Source organism: Streptomyces sp. NPDC025638 (genome assembly GCF_055558775.1).
This window is the reverse complement of record NZ_JBVHLX010000001.1, coordinates 549,015-567,314: the sequence shown is the minus strand read 5'-3', so window position 1 is coordinate 567,314 and position 18,300 is coordinate 549,015. Positions and strand designations below refer to the sequence as shown.

The window sequence follows — 18,300 nt, the reverse complement described above, 5'->3', positions numbered from 1 at the left end:
CACCATATGCAGCGGGCGGAGTCGGTGAATCCCTTTCCGATCACTTGCCCTCGACGGGCCAGCAGGTCGGGTCGCCCTTGCACCAGATGGTCCGGGTGACGGTGACGGTGACGGTGGGACCGGGCTGCTGTCCGCCCGAGGGCCGGTAGGTGACGGGCGGGGTGTACGTCGGTCCGGGCCTGGCGTTGCAGTTGCCGAGTCCCTTGACATGGAACCACTCCTTGCCGCCCACCTTGGCGACGAGGTCTCCGCGCACGCACGCGCCGTCGACGGCCTTGGTGACCTTGCCGGTGACGGTGATCTTCCGTCCGTCCTGCGTCTGCCCCTGGCAGTCGACGGAGACGACGGTGGACTCGGTGGGCGAGGGCGTCTTCCCGGGTGTGTAGCCCTTGTTGCCGTAGTTGCCCGTGCAGGTGAGCCAGCGCACGTCGACGTGCCGGCGTTCCAGCTCCGCGGTCGCGGTCCTGTCGGTGGTGTACGCCACCGACGCCGTGCTCAGATCACCCGGCTGGCAGGCCACGGCTCCGCCCACGGCCACCATCGCGAGCCCTGCCACGGCCACCACCCGCGTCCCGCGCGGCCGACGCCAAATCCTCCTCAATGCCCCCATGGAGGGCAGCCTCCCACCGACACCGGCGCTACGGAAGAGCACAAACGGCCACTCAAGTGTTCGCGCACGCCACCGTCGAGTGGCATTCGGCTCGCCTGACCTGAGCGGATGCGCAGCGACCGCAGGGCTCAGAAGACTCGTCGTCGAGGGGACGGTGTACCGGTGGACCGTCCGGCACCGGCACACGGACGGCGAGGGCTGCCGCGAGGTGCTCACGCTGTACCGGGACGGGCTGCCCACGCGGATCGTCTTCCGGGCGGGCGAGGGGCGCGCCGTCTCCGGTGGGGCGTATTGGCACTCGGGGTGCGTGGCCGAAGTCGGCGGCGACGCACTCAATCTGCACGAACCCGGTGTCGTACGCGCCTTCGTCGACGAGGCCCGGCGGCGTGGGACGCTGCCGGGCCCCGCGGAGCTGGACGGCTGGGAGCTGTACCCCGCCGTGGCGGTCAGCCGCGCAGCAGCAGCCACTCCTGGAGTTCCACCAGGTTGCCCTCCGGGTCCTTGAGGTGGGCGACGCGCATGCGGTCGGTCATGGGGGTCGGGCCGTGGATCAGGACGGCTCCGCGGGAGGTGATGTCGGCGCAGTAGGTGTCGAGGTCGTCGACGCGCAGGACCACCAGGGAGCGGTGGCCGGTGGCCGTCTCGCCCAGTTCGCCCAGCACCGAGGCCATCATCGAGCGGTCCTGGAGCGCGATCCCGGCGGAGCCGGAGTGCGGGCTGAACTTCTCGTACGGGCCCCCGGTCGCGCCGGACTGCGGCTTCAGACCGAGGACTTCGGCGTAGAAGCGGTAGCAGGCGGCGAAGTCGGTGACGAGCAGCCGGACCTGTGCGAGTTCCACGGTGTCTCCCCCTGGTGTCAGGACCAGCGGCCGGTACGGCCCAGCAGGAGGGCCGCCGCGGCGGTCCCGGCAGTCGATGTACGCAGCACGGTACGCCCCAGGACGTACGCCTTGGCGCCCGCCTCCTCGAAGAGCGCCAACTCCTCCCGGGACACGCCTCCTTCGGGCCCCACGACCAGCACGATCTCGCCCTGGGCGGGGAGTTCGGCGGTGGCGAGCGGTGCACTGCGGTGCTCGAAGTCGGAGTGGAGCACGGCGGCGAAGTCGGCTTTGGCGAGAAGTGCGGCAACCTGCTTGGTCGTCGCCGCGTCCGCGACCTCGGGGAAGCGGACCCGGCGGGACTGCTTGCCGGCCTCACGGGCAGTGGCCCGCCACTTGCCGAGCGCCTTGAGCCCGCGCTCGCCCCTCCACTGGGTGATGCAGCGGGCGGCCTGCCAGGGCACGATCGCGTCGACGCCGACCTCGGTCATGGTCTCGACGGCGACCTCACCGCGGTCGCCCTTGGGCAGGGCCTGGACGACGGTGATCCGGGGCGACTCCGCCGGCTCCTCGTCCACGGTGCTCATATGGACGATCAGCCGGTCCTTGCCCTCGGCGCCGATCACCTCGCACACCGCGTAGCGTCCGGCGCCGTCGGTGAGGACGACCTCCTCGCCGGGCTGGAGCCGCTTCACGGAGACCGCGTGCCGTCCCTCGGGGCCGTCGAGGACGTACTGCCCGCCGCCGCCCGCGCGGAAGTGCTCGACGACGAAGACCGGTGCCGTCATCGCGCCTCACCCCTGGTCGACAACGCTGTCTCGGCCGCGGCGAGTTCGGCCGCCAGGACCTCCACCAGCTGCCCGGCCGGCAGGTCCCGGGCCATCCTGTGCCCCTGGCCCGCCCACAGCGCCATGCCCTGCGCGTCACCGGCCTTGGCGGCCGCCTTGCGCAGCGGCGCGGTCAGATGGTGGACCTCCGGGTAGGCGGCGGGGGCGTACGGCCCGTGCTCGCGCATGAAGCGGTTGACCAGGCCGCGGGCCGGCCGGCCGGAGAACGCGCGGGTCAGCTCCGTACGGGCGAAGAGCGGGTTGGTCAGCGCCCGCTTGTGCAGGGCGTTCGCGCCGGACTCGGGGGTCGCGAGGAACGCGGTGCCGAGCTGGGCGGCGCTCGCGCCCGCCGCGAGGGCGGCGGCGATCTGACCGCCCCGCATGATGCCGCCGGCCGCGACGATCGGGAGGTCCACGGTCTCGCGGATCTGGGCGACGAGGGAGAGCAGTCCGATGCCCGCGCAGTCGTTCTCCGGGATGTCGCGGTGGCTGCCCTGGTGTCCGCCGGCCTCCACGCCCTGCGCGATCACCGCGTCGGCGCCGGCCCGCTGCACGGCGAGGGCCTCCTCGGCGGTGGTCGCGGTGACCAGGGTGAGGGTGCCCGCGCGGCGGAAGGACTCCAGCACCTCACTGGTGGGGACGCCGAAGTGGAAGGAGACCACCGGCACCGGGTTGTCGAGGAGCACGGCGAGCTTGACGTCGTAGCCGTCGTCGCGGCCGCTGTCCGGGTCGCCGAGCTCGGTCTCGTACCAGGCGGCCTCGCCGGCCAGCTGATGGGCGTAGACCTCCACGGCCGACGGGTCGGCGTACTCCGGCTGCGGCATGAAGAGGTTCACGCCGAAGGGGCGGTTGGTGAGTCCGCGCAGCTGCTTGATCTCCTGGTACAGGCCGTCGGCGGTCTTGTACCCGGCGGCGAGGAATCCGAGACCGCCCGCATCGGACACGGCAGCCGCGAGCTGCGGGACGGAGACCCCGCCCGCCATGGGGGCCTGCACGATCGGATGAGGGAAGAGATCGGTCAGTGCGGAGGACATGACGGCATGTTGTCACGTCCTCCGATCAAGTCCGAATCCGGCCTTCCCTTGGCATACGCCATTGGCATGCGGCCGGATCAGCGACCGCCGGCCGACCCGTCAGCGACCGTTGAACGCATCCTTCAGCCGCGAGAACAGCCCCTGCTGACCCGGCTGACTGTGCCATCCCGGGGGCCAACCCCCGGAACCCCCGGCCGACCCGTCAGCGACCGTTGAACGCATCCTTCAGCCGCGAGAACAGCCCCTGCTGACCCGGCTGGAACTGGCCCTGGGGCCGCTCCTCGCCGCGCAGCTTGGCCAGCTCGCGCAGCAGGCGCTCCTGCTCGGGGTCCAGCTTGTTCGGGGTCTGGACCTCGACGTGGACCACGAGGTCGCCCCGGCCGCCGCCGCGCAGATGCGTGACGCCCCGGCCGTGCAGCGGGATCGACTGGCCGGACTGGGTGCCCGGGCGGATGTCGACCTCTTCGAGGCCGTCCAGGGTCTCCAGCGGGACCTTGGTGCCGAGCGCCGCCGCCGTCATCGGGATCGTGACCGTGCAGTGCAGGTCGTCGCCGCGCCGCTGGAACATGGCGTGCGGCAGCTCGTGGATCTCGACGTACAGGTCACCGGCGGGACCGCCGCCGGGGCCGACCTCGCCCTCACCGGCGAGCTGGATACGCGTGCCGTTGTCCACACCGGCCGGGATCTTGACCGTGAGGGTGCGGCGGGACCGTACGCGGCCGTCGCCGGCGCACTCCGGGCACGGGGTGGGCACCACGGTGCCGAAGCCCTGGCACTGGGGGCACGGGCGGGACGTCATGACCTGGCCCAGGAAGGACCGGGTCACCTGCGACACCTCACCGCGGCCGCGGCACATGTCACACGTCTGGGCGGTGGTGCCCGGCGCGGCACCCTCGCCGTTGCAGGTGTTGCAGACGACGGCCGTGTCGACCTGGATGTCCTTCGTCGTACCGAAGGCCGCCTCGTCCAGCTCGACCTCGATACGGATCATCGCGTCCTGGCCCCGGCGGGTACGCGAGCGCGGCCCGCGCTGCGACGCCGTACCGAAGAACGCGTCCATGATGTCGGAGAAGTTGCCGAAGCCACCGGCCCCGAAGCCGCCCGCACCGGCCCCGCCGGCCTGCGAGAGCGGGTCGCCGCCGAGGTCGTAGACCTGCTTCTTCTGCGGGTCCGACAGCACCTCGTAAGCGGCGTTGATCTCCTTGAACCGCTCCTGGGTCTTCGGATCCGGGTTCACGTCCGGGTGCAGCTCGCGCGCGAGCCGGCGGAAGGCCTTCTTGATCTCTTCCTGCGACGCGTCGCGACGCACGCCGAGAACGGCGTAGTAGTCCGTGGCCACTTACGACTCCGCCAGGATCTGTCCGACGTAACGTGCCACTGCGCGTACCGCTCCCATCGTTCCCGGGTAATCCATGCGGGTCGGTCCGACCACGCCGAGCTTGGCGACTGCCTCGCCGCCCGAACCGTAACCGACCGACACGACGGACGTGGAGTTGAGTCCCTCATGGGGGATCTCGTGGCCGATGCGCACGATCACACCCGGATCCTTGGCCTCGCCGAGGAGCTTGAGGAGCACGACCTGCTCCTCCAGTGCCTCCAGGACGGGCCGGATCGTGAGGGGAAAGTCATGTCCGAAGCGGGTCAGATTGGCGGTGCCGCCGATCATCAGCCGCTCCTCGTTCTCCTCGACGAGCGTCTCCAGCAGGGTGGAGAGCACCGTCGAGACCGTGCCTCGGTCCTCGACCTCGAAGGCGTCCGGCAGGTCTTCGACCAGCTGGGGCACGTCCGTGAAACGACGGCCCGCGACCCGGCTGTTCAGCCGCGCCCGCAGATCCGCCAGGGACGATTCCCCGAAGGGTGCCGGGCAGTCGACCATCCGCTGCTCGACCCGGCCGGTGTCCGTGATCAGCACGAGCATCACCCGCGCGGGCGCGAGCGACAGCAGCTCCACGTGCCGCACGGTCGAGCGGGTCAGGGAGGGGTACTGCACGACGGCGACCTGCCGGGTGAGCTGGGCGAGCAGCCGGACCGTGCGTGCCACGACGTCGTCCAGGTCGACGGCGCCGTCGAGGAAGTTCTGGATCGCCCGCCGTTCGGGGGCGCTCATCGGCTTGACACCGGCGAGTTTGTCGACGAACAGCCGATAGCCCTTGTCCGTCGGGATCCGCCCCGCGCTCGTGTGCGGCTGGGCGATGAAGCCCTCGTCCTCCAGGGCCGCCATGTCATTGCGGACGGTGGCCGGGGACACACCGAGGTTGTGCCGCTCGGTCAGCGCCTTGGAGCCGACCGGCTCCTCCGTGCCGACATAGTCCTGGACGATGGCGCGCAGCACTTGGAGCCTGCGTTCGCTCAGCATTCGCGCGCACCTCCAGAAATGTCGTGATCTTGACGCCCTGCCTGGCACTCTGCTCGTCCGAGTGCCAGAGTTCCCCGGCCCAGTGTACGGCGGTGGGGTACGCCCCGGGCAAGGCCGGTCATGCGCCTTCGTGCCCGTGGTGGCCGTCACGGATAGCGTCGCCGTATGACGGTGACTTGGGAAGAGCTGGGGTGGGAGCGGGTGGCCGCCGGGGTGGGCAGGTGCCGGCTGCCTGGCTGGGACTGCACGGCGGGGCTGGTTCTCGGTGAGGGTACGGCGCTGGTGGTGGACGCCGGGTCGAGCCTCGCGGAGGGCGCGTGGTTGCGCGCGCGGGCGCAGCGGCTCGCCGGTCACCGTGTGACCCATCTCGCGCTCACCCACCCCCACTTCGACCATGTCTTCGGCGCGGCGGCGTTCGCGGGCGCGGAGGTGTTCGCCGCGGTCGGCACGGACGCGGTGTTCGCGTACGAGCGGGAGGACCTCCGCCGGGACGCGATCCGCAACGGGCTGCCCGCCCGGGAGGCGGAGGAAGCGGCCGATGCCCTCGTCCTGCCCCGTCATCCGGTCTCCGGCGAGTGGACGCTGGACCTGGGCGGGGGCCGCCAGGTGCTGCTGGCGAACGTCGGCCCGGGCCACACCGCCCATGACCTGGCGGTCCTGGTTCCGGGCGAACCCGAAGTGGTGTTCTGCGGCGACCTCGTCGAGGAGTCCGGCGAGCCCCAGGCCGGCCCCGACGCCGTACCGTCGCGGTGGCCCGCGGCCCTCGACCGGCTGCTCGCCCTCGGCGGCGAGGACGCGTTGTACGTCCCCGGTCACGGAGCGGTGGTCGACGCGGGCTTCGTACGACGGCAGCGCGACGAGCTGGCGGCGCGTTTCGGCGTGTCGTGAGCGGGGGTACGGCGGTTCTCCTATCGTCATCCGAATGCGCCAGTACTCGCCGGACCTGACCCCGCCCTGGAAGAAGCCCAAGCCGGTCCCGGAGGTCCCGGCGGACCCCGGTCTGGTGGTGGAGGAGCCCGGCACCGGTTTCTGCGGTGCGGTGATCCGCTGCGAGGCGGGCACGGTGACGCTGGAGGACCGCTTCGGCAAGCACCGGGTGTTCCCGCTGGAGCCGCGCGGCTTCCTGCTGGAGGGCAGGGTGGTGACGCTGGTGCGGCCTTCGACGGCGCCGGTACGTCCCACCCGTACCGCTTCCGGCTCGGTCGCCGTCCCCGGCGCACGCGCGCGTGTCGCCCGCGCCGGCCGCATCTACGTCGAGGGCCGGCACGACGCGGAGCTGGTGGAGAAGGTGTGGGGCGACGACCTGCGCATCGAGGGCGTGGTCGTGGAGTACCTGGAGGGCGTCGACGACCTGCCGTCGATCGTCACGGAGTTCGGGCCGGGCCCGGACGCGCGGCTCGGGGTTCTCGTGGACCACTTGGTGCCGGGTACGAAGGAGTGGCGGATCGCCGAGTCGGTGACGAGCGAGCACGCGCTGGTGGTCGGCCACCCGTACATCGACATCTGGGAGGCGGTGAAGCCGGCGTCCCTGGGCATCGCGGCCTGGCCGCGCATCCCGCACGGCCAGGACTGGAAGACGGGCGTGTGCCGGGCGCTGGGCTGGCCGGAGAACACGGGGGCGGCTTGGCAGGGGATTCTGTCGCGGGTGCGGTCCTACAAGGACCTGGAGGCGGAGTTGCTGGGGAGGGTGGAGGAACTGATCGACTTCGTCACGGGTAGCGGTGGGGCCTGACCTTCTCGTAAGCGGCGAACTCGCTGGTGTCCAGTTCGACGCCAATTGACTCCAACGGCGTGAGGTCGCCGAACTTGGTGATCCGTTGACACCGGTAGTCTGCGTACTCCCCATTGCCCGTTGGCTCGGTGAGCAGCACGCACTGAGCCATGACGGGATCGATGATCAAGTAGGCCGGTACCTTTGCCGCCGCGTAGATCGACCGCTTGACCCCGTAGTCGCGCCCGACACTCGTCTTTGAAACCACCTCCACGAGCATCGTGATGACTTCGGACGGCATCAGCCTTCCATGGCCCGGCCCGGTGCCCCGCTCCAGTACCACCAGGTCCGGCTGCGGCTGACTCGTCTCCTCCAGAATTGCGATGTCCTGAGTCTGAAGGCGTCGCCACTTCCGACGGGGGATCTGGTCGACCAGCGCCTCCACGATGTCGTTGTGCGCAACATCGGGCCCCGCCATCATCACGATTTCCCCCCGGAGGAGCTCGACCTTGAATTCCTCGGGGAACTCAAAGTTCTCGAAGAACTTCACGATGTCGGTGGTCATCGGTCGGTCTTCCACAGCGGTCATCTCCGCAGCCCTCCGGTTTCCGCCACCGTTCAACTACGGCGGCAGCGTACGAACCAGGTTAGGCATCGAACCGGTGATCCGCACCGATTCACTCGCCCGAGTGATCAGTCCACCAGGTCCCTGACCACCGCATCCGCCAGCAGCCGCCCCCGCAACGTCAGCACCGCACGCCCCTCCTCGTACGGCCCCTCCTGCAGCAGCCCGTCCGCCAGCGCCCGGCGTGAAGCCGCGAGGCCCGCCTCCCGGAGCAGCTCCAGCGGCACGCCCTCCCGCAGCCGCAGTTCCAGCAGGATCCGCTCCACCCGGCGGTCCTCGTCCGACAGCAGCTCGCGGCCCGCGCCCGGTGTCCGGCCCGACGCCAGGGCCGCCGCGTACGCGCCCGGGTGCTTCACGTTCCACCAGCGGACGCCTCCGACGTGGCTGTGGGCGCCCGGGCCCGCGCCCCACCAGTCGGCCCCCCGCCAGTACAGCTCGTTGTGCAGGCAGCGGCCCGATTCCGAGGTGGCCCAGTTGGACACCTCGTACCAGTCGAAACCCGCCGCCGACAGGGCCTCCTCGGCGATCAGATAGCGGTCCGCGTGGACGTCGTCGTCCGTCATCGGGACCTCGCCCCGGCGGATGCGACGGGCCAGCTGCGTACCCTCCTCGACGATCAGGGCGTAGGCGCTGACGTGGTCCGGCCCGGCGCCGATCGCCGCCTCCAGCGACGCCCGCCAGTCGTCGTCCGACTCGCCGGGTGTGCCGTAGATCAGGTCCAGGTTCACATGCTCGAAGCCCACGGCCTTCGCCTCCGCCACGCAGGCCTCGGGGCGCCCGGGGGTGTGCGTCCGGTCGAGCACGCGCAGCACATGCTGCTTCGCGCTCTGCATGCCGAAGGAGACGCGGTTGAAGCCGCCCGCGCGGAGCGCGGCCAGATAGGCCGGGTCGACCGACTCCGGGTTCGCCTCCGTCGTGACCTCCGCGTCGGCCGCCAGACCGAACTCGTCGCGGATCGCCCCCAGCATCCGTACGAGATCGTCCGCTGCCAGCAGCGTAGGCGTACCGCCCCCGACGAACACCGTGCGGACCGCGCGTGGGTCGTCGCCCAGCACCTTGCGGGCCAGGCGGATCTCGTCGATCAGCGTGTCCGCGTAGTTGTCGCGGGAGGCGAGGACGCCGCCCGTGCCGCGCAGCTCGGTCGCGGTGTAGGTGTTGAAGTCGCAGTAGCCGCAGCGGGTCGCGCAGTACGGAACGTGCAGGTAGAAGCCGAGGGGCCGGTCGGCGGCCCCGGCGAGCGCGGACGCGGGCAGCGCACCGTCGGCCGGGACGGGCTCACCGTCGGGGAGTGCGGAAGGCATGTCCTCCATTGTCCCGTACCACGACTGTCCCGTGTCCCGTACGACGGCTGACCCCGACGACGACGGTCACTCCGCCTGGAGCACCAGCAGCGCCAGATCGTCCTCCGGCGCCCCGCCGCCGAACTCGTGCACCAGACGTCTGATCCGCTCCGCGATCAGCTCGGCGCTCAGCCCCACGCAGCCGGACAGCGCCTGCGCGAGCCCGTCGCCGTCGTCGAACTGGCGCGCGCCGGAGCGTCGCTCGGTCACCCCGTCGGTGACGCACAGCAGGCTGTCGCCGGAGCGCAGCTCGATGGTCTCGCTGGTGTACGTGGCGTCCTCGACGACCCCGAGGAGGGTCTGCGGCTGCGCGGCCGTACGCACCTCCCCGTCCGGCCCGAGATGCAGCGGCAGCGGGTGTCCGGCGGAAGCGAGGGTGCAGCGGACACCGCCGGCGAAGGGGACGAGTTCGCCGTAGAGGAGGGAGAGAAAGCGGGTCTGCGGGCCGTCCCCGGGGGCCATGGGACGGCCCCCGGCGGCCGCCAGCGCGCGGGCCGCCGCGTCGGCGGCCTCCGTGGCGTCGTCGAGGAGGAGCTGGTTGAGGCGGTCGAGGACGTCGGCGACGCGGTAGCCCTCGCGGGCGAGGAGCCGCAGCCAGGGGCGGGCCAGCCCGATCACGACCGCGGCCTCGGGGCCCTTGCCCTGTACATCGCCGACGGCGAAGCACCAGCGGCCGTCGCCCGCCGGGAACAGGTCGTAGAAGTCGCCGCTCGGGCCGCCCTTGTCGCACGGCTCGTAGACCAGCGCGCTGCGCAGCCCGGGGATCTCGGCGACCGCGCCCGGCAGCAGCCCGCGCTGCAGGACGGCGCTGATGGTGGCCTGGCGGGCGTACTGGCGGGCGGCGCCGATGGCGAGGGCCACCCGGCGGCCGAGGTCCTCGACGAGCCCGGTGATCTCGTCCGGGAAGTGCGGCAGCCCGCACCGGCCGATGACCAGCGTGCCCAGCGGGCGGCCGCCCGCGATCAGCCGGTAGGCGAGCGCCGTGCCGTCGATGCCCTGCGGGCCGAGCGCGTCGCCGGGCCAGGGGTACGGCTCGGGCCCGGACCGCAGCCCGTCACGGGGGCGGGGCGGGTCCTTCTCCAGTGCCCGGCGCAGTTCCTCGATGCGGTTCTCGCTGCTGTGCCAGACCCGGGCGAGCCGAGGTCCCGCCGCGCCGGTGCCGTCCGCCCAGCCTCCCCCGCTTCCGGCTCCGCTCCAGCTGGGTGATCCCCATCGCCCGGTCGACTCGTCCTCCAGCCACACCGCGCACCAGTCGGCGAGCCGCGGCACGATCAGCTGTCCGGTGAGCGCGGCGACCAGGGTCTCGTCGAGCTGTCCGGCGAGCAGGTCGGAGGCCTCGGCGAGGAAGGAGAGGGCGCCACGGCCGAGCCAGTCCCGGTCCCGCTCGGCCCGCTGCGGCTCGGGCGCCAGGATCTCGGCGACCTTCAGCCCGCGTTCCAGGGCGCACTCCTCGGCGTACGCCTCGATCTCGTCGGCGGCCGCGCTCCCCTCGGCGGGCAGCCGTGCCCACACCGTCTTGGCGCCGGTGCGATAGCTGACGCCCCAGGACTCGGCGAGCGTGGCAACGAGGCGCAGGCCGCGGCCGTACTCCGGTGTCTCGTACGGCGATTCGCCTCCGTGCTCGCGGGGCGCGCGCGAGGGGTGGTGGTCGCAGACCTCGATGACGAGCGCCCCGGAGTCGTCCAGCCGGCAGGTCAGTTCGACGTCGGTGCCCGCGTGCACGACGGCGTTGGTGACGAGTTCGCTGACCGCGACCATGGCGTCGTCGGCGAGCCGCTCGGAGCGCACGAGCCCCAGCTCGGTCCACTCGGTGAGGGCCGAGCGCATCAGTCCGCGGGCGGTGCCCGGGGCGAGGGGACTTCCGGGCAGGATGGTGCGCACCTCCGTACGCTCCCCGGCATCCGTACGCTCCGCCGCGTCCGTACGCTCCTCTTGGTCCGTATGCTCCCCCGCGCTCGGATGCACAGGCGCACCACGGCCACGGGCAATGGTCTCCCGTTGCGTCGGTATGGCCCCCATCTACGGCTCCCGGAGCAGTTCGGACGAATACGCCTCGGTCGATGCGGACAGAGTGACAGACTGACTGCGCCCATAAGCGCCGAGTTACCGAAGTGGGCCGCCATGAGTGAGAACAGTGCTACGCGTGTGCTCGAAGAAGGACAGAAAACGGAACAACTCGGAGCATCCGCACTGCGTCCTCTGCTCGCCGCGATGACCGCGCTGCGGGACGGCGACTTCGCCAGGGTGCCGGAGACCGGGCACGGCATCGACGCCGAACTCGCCGCGGTCTTCAACCAGATCGTCGACCGGAGCCTGCACTTCAACTCCGAACTGCGGAGGGTGAAGCGGGAGCTGGCGCGGCACGGCCGGCTCGACGAGCGGCTCTCGGCCAGCCCGGGCCAGGGCTCGTGGACGTCCCGGGTCAATGACGTGAACCAGATACTGGACGCCCTGGTGGCCCCGGTGGCCAATGCCACGCGGGTCCTGGACGCGGTGGCCGGGGGCGATCTGACCCAGCGCGTCGACCTGCACGACGGAACCCGGCAGTTGCGCGGTGACCTGCGGCGGCTCGGCACCGCCGTGAACAAGATGGTCGACCAGCTCTCCCTGTTCACCGGCGAGGTGACCCGGGTGGCCCGCGAGGTCGGCACGGAGGGCCGGCTCGGCGGGCGGGCCAAGGTGCAGCGTCTGTCGGGCAGTTGGCGGGCGGTGACCGAGGCGGTCAACACGATGGCGTCCCGGCTGACCGCCCAGGTCCGCGACATCGCCGTGGTGACCACGGCGGTGGCCCGCGGCGATCTGACGCGTACGGTGACGGTGGAGGCGACCGGTGAGCTGCTGGAGCTGAAGCTCACCGTCAACACGATGGTGGACCAGCTGTCCGCCTTCGCCGACGAGGTCACCCGCGTGGCCCGCGAGGTCGGCACCGAGGGGCAGCTGGGCGGGCGGGCTCAGGTGCGGGGCGTGTCCGGGGTCTGGAAGGACCTCACCGACAACGTCAACTTCATGGCGTCGAACCTGACTTCGCAGGTCCGCAACATCGCCCAGGTGACGACGGCCGTGGCCAACGGCGATCTGAGCCAGAAGATCACGGTCGACGCGCAGGGTGAGATCCTGGAGCTGAAGTCGACCATCAACACGATGGTGGACCAGTTGTCCGCCTTCGCCGACGAGGTCACCCGCGTGGCCCGCGAGGTCGGCACCGAGGGCAACCTCGGCGGGCGGGCTCAGGTGCGGGGCGTCTCCGGAGTCTGGAAGGACCTCACCGACAACGTCAACTTCATGGCGGACAACCTCACTTCACAGGTCCGCAACATCGCCCTCGTCTCGACGGCCGTGGCCCAGGGCGACCTCGGCAAGAAGATCACGGTGGAGGCGAAGGGCGAGATCCTGGAGCTGAAGTCCACGATCAACACGATGGTGGACCAGCTCTCCGCCTTCGCCGACGAGGTCACCCGCGTGGCCCGCGAGGTCGGCACCGAGGGCAACCTCGGCGGTCAGGCCCAGGTGCGGGGCGTCAGCGGGGTCTGGAAGGACCTCACCGACAACGTCAACTTCATGGCGTTGAACCTGACTTCGCAGGTCCGCAACATCGCCCAGGTGACGACAGCCGTCGCCAACGGCAACCTGTCGAAGAAGATCACGGTCGACGCGCGCGGTGAGATCCTGGAGCTGAAGGACACCGTCAACACGATGGTGGAGCAGCTGCGCGCCTTCGCCGACGAGGTGACGAGGGTGGCCCGCGAGGTCGGCACCGACGGCCGGCTCGGCGGGCGGGCCCAGGTGCTGGGGGTCTCCGGCGTCTGGCGGGATCTGACGGACAACGTCAACTACATGGCGGACAACCTGACTTCGCAGGTGCGGAACATCGCCCAGGTGGCGACGGCGGTGGCGTCGGGCGACCTGTCGAAGAAGATCGACGTGGACGCGCGCGGCGAGATCCTGGAGCTGAAGACCACCATCAACACGATGGTGGACACGCTGTCCTCCTTCTCCTCCGAGGTGACGCGCGTGGCCCGCGAGGTGGGCAGCGAGGGGCAGCTGGGCGGGCAGGCCCGGGTCGAGGGCGTGTACGGCACCTGGAAGCGCCTGACGACGAACGTGAACGAACTCGCCCTGAACCTGACCACCCAGGTCCGTGCGATCGCCGAGGTCGCCTCCGCCGTGGCGCAGGGCGACATGTCCCGCTCGATCACCGTGGAGGCGCGCGGCGAGGTCGCCGAGCTGAAGGACAACATCAATCTGATGGTGGCCAACCTGCGCGAGACGACCCGCGCGAAGGACTGGCTGGAGTCCAACCTGGCCCGACTCGCGGCCCTGATGCAGGGCCACCGCGACCTGATGGAGGTCGCCGATCTGATCCTGCGCGAGCTGACTCCGCTGGTGAACGCCCAGTACGGCGCGTTCTTCCTGGCCGACCCCGACGAGGACGGCTCCTCGCTCCCCACGGCCGTCCCGGCGAAGGGGCTGGCCTTCATCGCCGGCTACGGCTCGGCGCAGGGCGCCACGGTCGAGACGGGCGGCCTCCCGGTGCACGGTCTGGTCCGCCAGGCGGCCCGGGAGAAGAAGCGGATCCTGGTGGAGGAGGCCCCGCCCGACTACATCAAGATCAACAGCGGGCTCGGGGAGGCGGCGCCCACGACGATCGTCATCATCCCGATCCTGTTCGAGGACAAGCTCCTCGGCGTGATCGAGCTGGCCTCCTTCTCCCGCTTCTCCGATGTGCACCTGGCGTTCTTCGACCAGTTCGTGAACACCATCGGCGTCGCCATCAACACGATCATCGCCAACTCCCGCACCGAGTCCCTGCTCGGCGAGTCCCAGCGGCTGGCGATGCAGCTCCAGGAACGCTCGGACGAACTCCAGAAACAGCAGGCGGAGTTGCAGCACTCCAACGCGGAACTGGAGGAGAAGGCGGCCCTGCTGGCCACGTCGTCCCAGTACAAGTCGGAGTTCCTGGCGAACATGTCGCACGAGCTGCGTACGCCGCTCAACTCGCTGCTGATCCTGGCGCGGCTGCTCTCCGACAACCCGGACGGCCATCTCTCCGAGCAGGAGGTGCAGTTCGCGACGACGATCCACCGCTCGGGCTCGGACCTGCTCCAGCTGATCAACGACATCCTGGACCTGTCGAAGATCGAGGCCGGCCGGATGGACGTACGCCCGAAACGGCTGCCGCTCATCAAGCTGCTGGACTACGTCCACGCGGCCTTCCGTCCGCTCACCCTGGACCGGGGGCTCGCCTTCGAGGTGGCGGTCGGCGAGGACGTGCCGCGGGTGATGTACTCCGACGAGCAGCGCCTCCAGCAGATCCTGCGCAATCTGCTGTCCAACGCGACCAAGTTCACCGCGACGGGCCGGGTGGAGCTGCGGGTGAGCCGGCTGAAGGACCCCGAGCACCACTACGTCCGCGACAGCGACGAGGTGGTCGCCTTCGCGGTCTCCGACACGGGCATCGGGATCGCCGCCGAGAAACTCCCGGTGATCTTCGAGGCGTTCCAGCAGGCCGACGGCACGACCAACCGCAAGTACGGCGGCACCGGCCTGGGCCTGTCCATCAGCCGGGAGATCGCGGGCCTGCTGGGCGGCCGTATCGTCGCCGAGAGCGAGCCGGGCAAGGGCTCCACCTTCACGCTCTACGTCCCGGTCGTCAGCCCCGGCCACACCGCGACGGGGCCGGTGCCCGAGGACCGAACGACCCTGCCGCTCCCCGCGCAGCCGGCCGCCGAACCCTTCCCCGCGGCCCACGACACGGAGGACTCCTGGCCCGCGCCCACCAAGCTGGAGGCATGGAAGACGGGCCGGGCGGGACAGGTGCTGCCCGGCCGGCGCGTGCTGATCGTGGACGACGACATCCGCAACGTGTTCGCGCTCACCCATGTCCTGGGCCGCGTCGGCATGCCGGTGCTCTACGCGGAGAACGGCCGGGAGGGCATCGAGACCCTGGAGCGCAACCCGGACGTCGAGTTGGTCCTGATGGACATCATGATGCCGGAGATGGACGGCTACGAGACCATCTCCTCCATCCGCCGCACCCCGCGCTGGGCCGGGCTGCCGATCGTCGCGCTGACGGCCAAGGCGATGCCCGGAGACCGGGAGAAGTCGATCGCGCGGGGCGCCAACGACTACGTGCCCAAGCCGGTGGACGTCGACCGGCTGCTGACCGTCGTGTGCGCGCTCCTGGACCCCGAGAGCACACAGGGCGAGGAGCCGGAGGGGCGCGCCGGTGAACACGACGACGAGCCGGCCGCAGAGGAACGGACCGAGTGAGGCGACGTCACCATGAGCGCTGAGGCAACGACCGGCGAGCGGGCCGGGATCCTCCTCGTGGACGACATGGAGGACAACCTGATCGCGCTGGAGGCCGTCCTGGCCTCCCTCAACCAGCCGCTCGTGCGGGCACGGTCGGGCGAGGAGGCGATGAAGGCACTGCTGCGCCGCCAGTTCGCCCTGGTCCTCATGGACATCCGGATGCCGGGCATGGACGGCTTCGAGACGGCCGCGAACATCAAGCGGCTCGACCAGACCAAGGACATCCCGATCATCTTCCTGACCGGCGCGGACGACGACGCGGGCTACGCCTTCCGCGGCTACGCCACGGGCGCCGCCGACTACCTGACGAAGCCGTTCGACCCCTGGGTACTGCGCGCCAAGGTCTCCGTCTTCCTGGACCTCCACCGCAAGAACCGCCAGCTGGAACACCTGCTCGCCCAGGAACAGTCCCACTGCGCCCAGGTGACCACCCATCTGAACACCCTGGAAAAACTCCTGGCAGCAGACCCGGTGAACCTTCGCGAGGCCCGGACGCAGGTGCAGCGGGTGCAGGAGCTGGTGGAGTCGATCCGGCAACGGGGGCAGGGGCGGGACCGCTAGACAGCGGGGGCGGGACCGCTAGACAGCGGGGGCGGGGCCGCCGGAGAGCGGGGGGCGGGGCCCGTCAGGACTCCGCCCCCGCCGAGGAACCGGTCAGCCCTCGCGCGTTCCGGCGTACATCTCGTCGATCAGGTGCTTGTACTCGCGCTCCACCACCGGGCGCTTGAGCTTGAGGCTCGGGGTGATTTCGCCGTGTTCCACGTCCAGGTCGCGCGGGAGGAGGCGGAACTTCTTGATGGTCTGCCAGCGCTGGAGGCCCTCGTTGAGCTGCTTGACGTAGCTCTCGACCAGCTCGACGGTGGCGGGGGCGGCGACGACCTCGGCGTACGACTTGCCCGCCAGGCCGTTCTCCTTGGCCCAGTCGAGGATGGCGATCTCGTCGAGGGCGATGAGCGCGGTGCAGAAGTTCCGGTCGGCGCCGTGCACCAGGATGTTGGAGACGTACGGGCACACGGCCTTGAACTGGCCCTCGACCTCGGCGGGCGCGATGTACTTGCCGCCGGACGTCTTGATCAGGTCCTTCTTGCGGTCGGTGATGCGCAGATAGCCGTCGGGGGACAGCTCACCGATGTCGCCGGTGTGGAACCAGCCGTCCGACTCCAGGACCTCGGCGGTCTTCTCCGGCAGCCCGTGGTAGCCCTGCATGATGCCGGGGCCGCGCAGCAGGATCTCGCCGTCGTCCGCGATGCGCACCTCGCAGCCGGGCAGCGGCTTGCCGACCGTGCCGGTGCGGTAGGCCTCGCCGGGGTTGACGAAGGAGGCCGCGGAGGACTCGGTGAGGCCGTAGCCCTCCAGGATGTGCACACCGGCGCCGGCGAAGAAGTAGCCGATCTCGGGGGCGAGCGCGGCGGAGCCGGAGACACAGGCCCGCAGCTGGCCGCCGAAGGCCTCGCGCAGCTTGGAGTAGACCAGGGCGTCCGCGACCTTGTGCTTGGCGCCGAGGCCGAAGGGCACGGAGTGCGCGCCGGTGCGCCGGAAGTTGTCCTGGCTGACCTTGGCGTACTCGCGGGCGACCCCGGCCGCCCACTGGAAGATCTTGTACTTGGCGGCGCCGCCCGCACGGGCCTTGGCCGCGACGCCGTTGTAGACCTTCTCGAAGATGCGCGGCACGGCCGCCATGTACGTCGGCTGGACCACCGGCAGATTCTCGATGATCTTGTCGACCCGGCCGTCGACCGCGGTGACGTGCCCGACCTCGATCTGGCCGGAGGTGAGCACCTTGCCGAAGACGTGCGCCAGCGGCAGCCACAGGTACTGCACGTCCTCGCTGCCGACCAGCCCGGTCGCGGCGATCGCCTTCGCCATGTACGACCAGTTGTCCTGCGGGAGGCGGACGCCCTTGGGGCGGCCCGTGGTGCCGGAGGTGTAGATGAGGGTGGCGAGCTGGTCCTTCGTGATCGCCGCCACCCGCTCCTTGATCAGCTCGGGGTGCTTCTCCAGATAGGCGGCACCGCGCTGCTCCAGCTCGGCGAGGGTGAGCACCCAGTCGCCGGTCTCGACGCCGGCCGGGTCGATGACGACCACATGGGTCAGCTCGGGCAGCTCACGGCGCTTCTCCACGGCCTTGGCGAGCTGGGCCGCGTCCTCCGCGATCAGCACTCGGCTCTCGGAGTCGGAGAGGATGAACGCGGACTCGTCGGCGTTGGTCTGCGGGTAGACGGTCGTGGTGGCCGCACCGGCGCACAGGATGCCGAGGTCGGCGAGGATCCACTCGACGCGGGTCGAGGAGGCGAGCGCGACGCGCTGCTCGGACTGCACGCCCAGCTCGATGAGACCGGCCGCGATCGCGTAGACCCGCTCGGCGGCCTGTCCCCAGCTCAGCGACTTCCAGTCGTCCGGGCCCTGGCCGGACGAGGCCGGTACCGGGTAGCGGTAGGCCTCTGCGTCCGGTGTGGCCGCCACGCGGTCCAGGAACAGCGTCGCCACGGACGGCGGACGGTTCTCGATCAGGGTCTGTGTGTCGCTCACGACATCCTCCGGGGCCCGCGACAGTGCGGCTGGCTCAGTGCGGCTGGGTTAACTCACGGGTGTGGTTTCGCGCCGTTGTTTAACTCGCGAGTAACTATCGAGCAGAGATCAGAGTAAGGCCCGACCCGCCGGTTCGTA

At 70.7% G+C, this 18,300-nt stretch carries 14 protein-coding genes; 4 read left to right on the top strand and 10 right to left on the bottom strand.

Annotation, left to right across the window (positions count from 1 at the left end; translation table 11 throughout):
• Positions 1–40: 40 nt before the first annotated feature.
• The 6 genes from ACZ4EG_RS02520 to hrcA form a co-directional block, all read right to left on the bottom strand.
• On the bottom strand, positions 41–610 hold the full coding sequence (locus ACZ4EG_RS02520) for a hypothetical protein (RefSeq protein WP_467789252.1): 570 nt from the start codon (positions 608–610) through the stop codon (positions 41–43).
• A gap of 446 nt (positions 611–1,056) precedes the next feature.
• Positions 1,057–1,449, bottom strand: a complete 393-nt coding sequence (locus tag ACZ4EG_RS02515; protein ID WP_467789251.1) for a VOC family protein — start codon at positions 1,447–1,449, stop codon at positions 1,057–1,059.
• Between the two features lie 17 nt (positions 1,450–1,466).
• Positions 1,467–2,216: a 16S rRNA (uracil(1498)-N(3))-methyltransferase gene (locus tag ACZ4EG_RS02510; RefSeq protein ID WP_467789250.1), complete on the bottom strand. Its 750-nt coding sequence runs from the start codon at positions 2,214–2,216 to the stop codon at positions 1,467–1,469.
• Positions 2,213–3,289 (bottom strand): nitronate monooxygenase, encoded by a 1,077-nt coding sequence (locus ACZ4EG_RS02505; RefSeq protein ID WP_453551803.1) that lies wholly within the window; start codon positions 3,287–3,289, stop codon positions 2,213–2,215. Before ACZ4EG_RS02505 ends, ACZ4EG_RS02510 begins: the two co-directional genes overlap by 4 nt.
• Before the next feature lie 202 nt (positions 3,290–3,491).
• Entirely contained in the window at positions 3,492–4,628 is a 1,137-nt protein-coding gene (dnaJ, locus tag ACZ4EG_RS02500; protein WP_453551801.1) for a molecular chaperone DnaJ, read from the bottom strand.
• The gene (gene hrcA / locus ACZ4EG_RS02495; protein WP_467789249.1) at positions 4,629–5,645 is read right to left on the bottom strand and encodes a heat-inducible transcriptional repressor HrcA; all 1,017 of its coding nucleotides are present in this window, start codon (positions 5,643–5,645) and stop codon (positions 4,629–4,631) included.
• A 165-nt stretch (positions 5,646–5,810) separates the two neighbouring features.
• Between hrcA and ACZ4EG_RS02490 the strand changes: the two genes are divergently transcribed.
• Positions 5,811–6,533: an MBL fold metallo-hydrolase gene (locus tag ACZ4EG_RS02490; RefSeq protein WP_467789248.1), complete on the top strand. Its 723-nt coding sequence runs from the start codon at positions 5,811–5,813 to the stop codon at positions 6,531–6,533.
• A gap of 34 nt (positions 6,534–6,567) precedes the next feature.
• Positions 6,568–7,377: a DUF3097 domain-containing protein gene (locus tag ACZ4EG_RS02485; protein ID WP_467789247.1), complete on the top strand. Its 810-nt coding sequence runs from the start codon at positions 6,568–6,570 to the stop codon at positions 7,375–7,377.
• On the opposite strand, the gene ACZ4EG_RS02480 is transcribed toward ACZ4EG_RS02485, so the two are convergent.
• The 3 genes from ACZ4EG_RS02480 to ACZ4EG_RS02470 form a co-directional block, all read right to left on the bottom strand.
• A complete protein-coding gene (locus tag ACZ4EG_RS02480; protein WP_467789246.1) occupies positions 7,355–7,945 on the bottom strand; it encodes a Uma2 family endonuclease in 591 nt (196 codons plus the stop codon). The two genes, ACZ4EG_RS02485 and ACZ4EG_RS02480, sit on opposite strands and share 23 nt — an antisense overlap.
• Positions 7,946–8,049: 104 nt before the next feature.
• Positions 8,050–9,282 carry a radical SAM family heme chaperone HemW gene (gene hemW / locus ACZ4EG_RS02475; protein ID WP_453551788.1) on the bottom strand — a complete coding sequence of 411 codons (1,233 nt, stop codon included), beginning with the start codon at positions 9,280–9,282 and terminating at the stop codon, positions 8,050–8,052.
• A gap of 66 nt (positions 9,283–9,348) precedes the next feature.
• Positions 9,349–11,340 (bottom strand): SpoIIE family protein phosphatase, encoded by a 1,992-nt coding sequence (locus ACZ4EG_RS02470; protein WP_453551785.1) that lies wholly within the window; start codon positions 11,338–11,340, stop codon positions 9,349–9,351.
• Between the two features lie 192 nt (positions 11,341–11,532).
• On the opposite strand from ACZ4EG_RS02470, the gene ACZ4EG_RS02465 reads away from it, so the two are divergent.
• Both ACZ4EG_RS02465 and ACZ4EG_RS02460 read left to right on the top strand, forming a co-directional pair.
• Positions 11,533–15,591, top strand: coding sequence for a HAMP domain-containing protein (locus ACZ4EG_RS02465; RefSeq protein ID WP_467789245.1), 4,059 nt, complete (start codon positions 11,533–11,535; stop codon positions 15,589–15,591).
• Between the two features lie 12 nt (positions 15,592–15,603).
• Positions 15,604–16,194 (top strand): response regulator, encoded by a 591-nt coding sequence (locus ACZ4EG_RS02460; protein ID WP_453551780.1) that lies wholly within the window; start codon positions 15,604–15,606, stop codon positions 16,192–16,194.
• Between the two features lie 93 nt (positions 16,195–16,287).
• Here the strand turns inward: ACZ4EG_RS02460 and ACZ4EG_RS02455 are convergent, their stop codons facing one another.
• A complete protein-coding gene (locus tag ACZ4EG_RS02455; protein WP_467789244.1) occupies positions 16,288–18,162 on the bottom strand; it encodes an AMP-dependent synthetase/ligase in 1,875 nt (624 codons plus the stop codon).
• Between the last annotated feature and the right edge of the window lie 138 nt (positions 18,163–18,300).

Excerpts from the sequence above, each read along its gene's own strand:
- ACZ4EG_RS02520 (WP_467789252.1), bottom strand. The coding sequence starts at position 610 with ATGGGGGCATTGAGGAGGATTTGGCGTCGGCCGCGCGGGACGCGGGTG.
- ACZ4EG_RS02510 (WP_467789250.1), bottom strand. The coding sequence starts at position 2,216 with ATGACGGCACCGGTCTTCGTCGTCGAGCACTTCCGCGCGGGCGGCGGC.
- ACZ4EG_RS02505 (WP_453551803.1), bottom strand. The coding sequence starts at position 3,289 with ATGTCCTCCGCACTGACCGATCTCTTCCCTCATCCGATCGTGCAGGCC.
- hrcA (WP_467789249.1), bottom strand. The coding sequence starts at position 5,645 with ATGCTGAGCGAACGCAGGCTCCAAGTGCTGCGCGCCATCGTCCAGGAC.
- ACZ4EG_RS02490 (WP_467789248.1), top strand. The coding sequence starts at position 5,811 with ATGACGGTGACTTGGGAAGAGCTGGGGTGGGAGCGGGTGGCCGCCGGG.
- ACZ4EG_RS02485 (WP_467789247.1), top strand. The coding sequence starts at position 6,568 with ATGCGCCAGTACTCGCCGGACCTGACCCCGCCCTGGAAGAAGCCCAAG.
- ACZ4EG_RS02480 (WP_467789246.1), bottom strand. The coding sequence starts at position 7,945 with ATGACCGCTGTGGAAGACCGACCGATGACCACCGACATCGTGAAGTTC.
- hemW (WP_453551788.1), bottom strand. The coding sequence starts at position 9,282 with ATGCCTTCCGCACTCCCCGACGGTGAGCCCGTCCCGGCCGACGGTGCG.
- ACZ4EG_RS02470 (WP_453551785.1), bottom strand. The coding sequence starts at position 11,340 with ATGGGGGCCATACCGACGCAACGGGAGACCATTGCCCGTGGCCGTGGT.
- ACZ4EG_RS02465 (WP_467789245.1), top strand. The coding sequence starts at position 11,533 with ATGACCGCGCTGCGGGACGGCGACTTCGCCAGGGTGCCGGAGACCGGG.
- ACZ4EG_RS02460 (WP_453551780.1), top strand. The coding sequence starts at position 15,604 with ATGAGCGCTGAGGCAACGACCGGCGAGCGGGCCGGGATCCTCCTCGTG.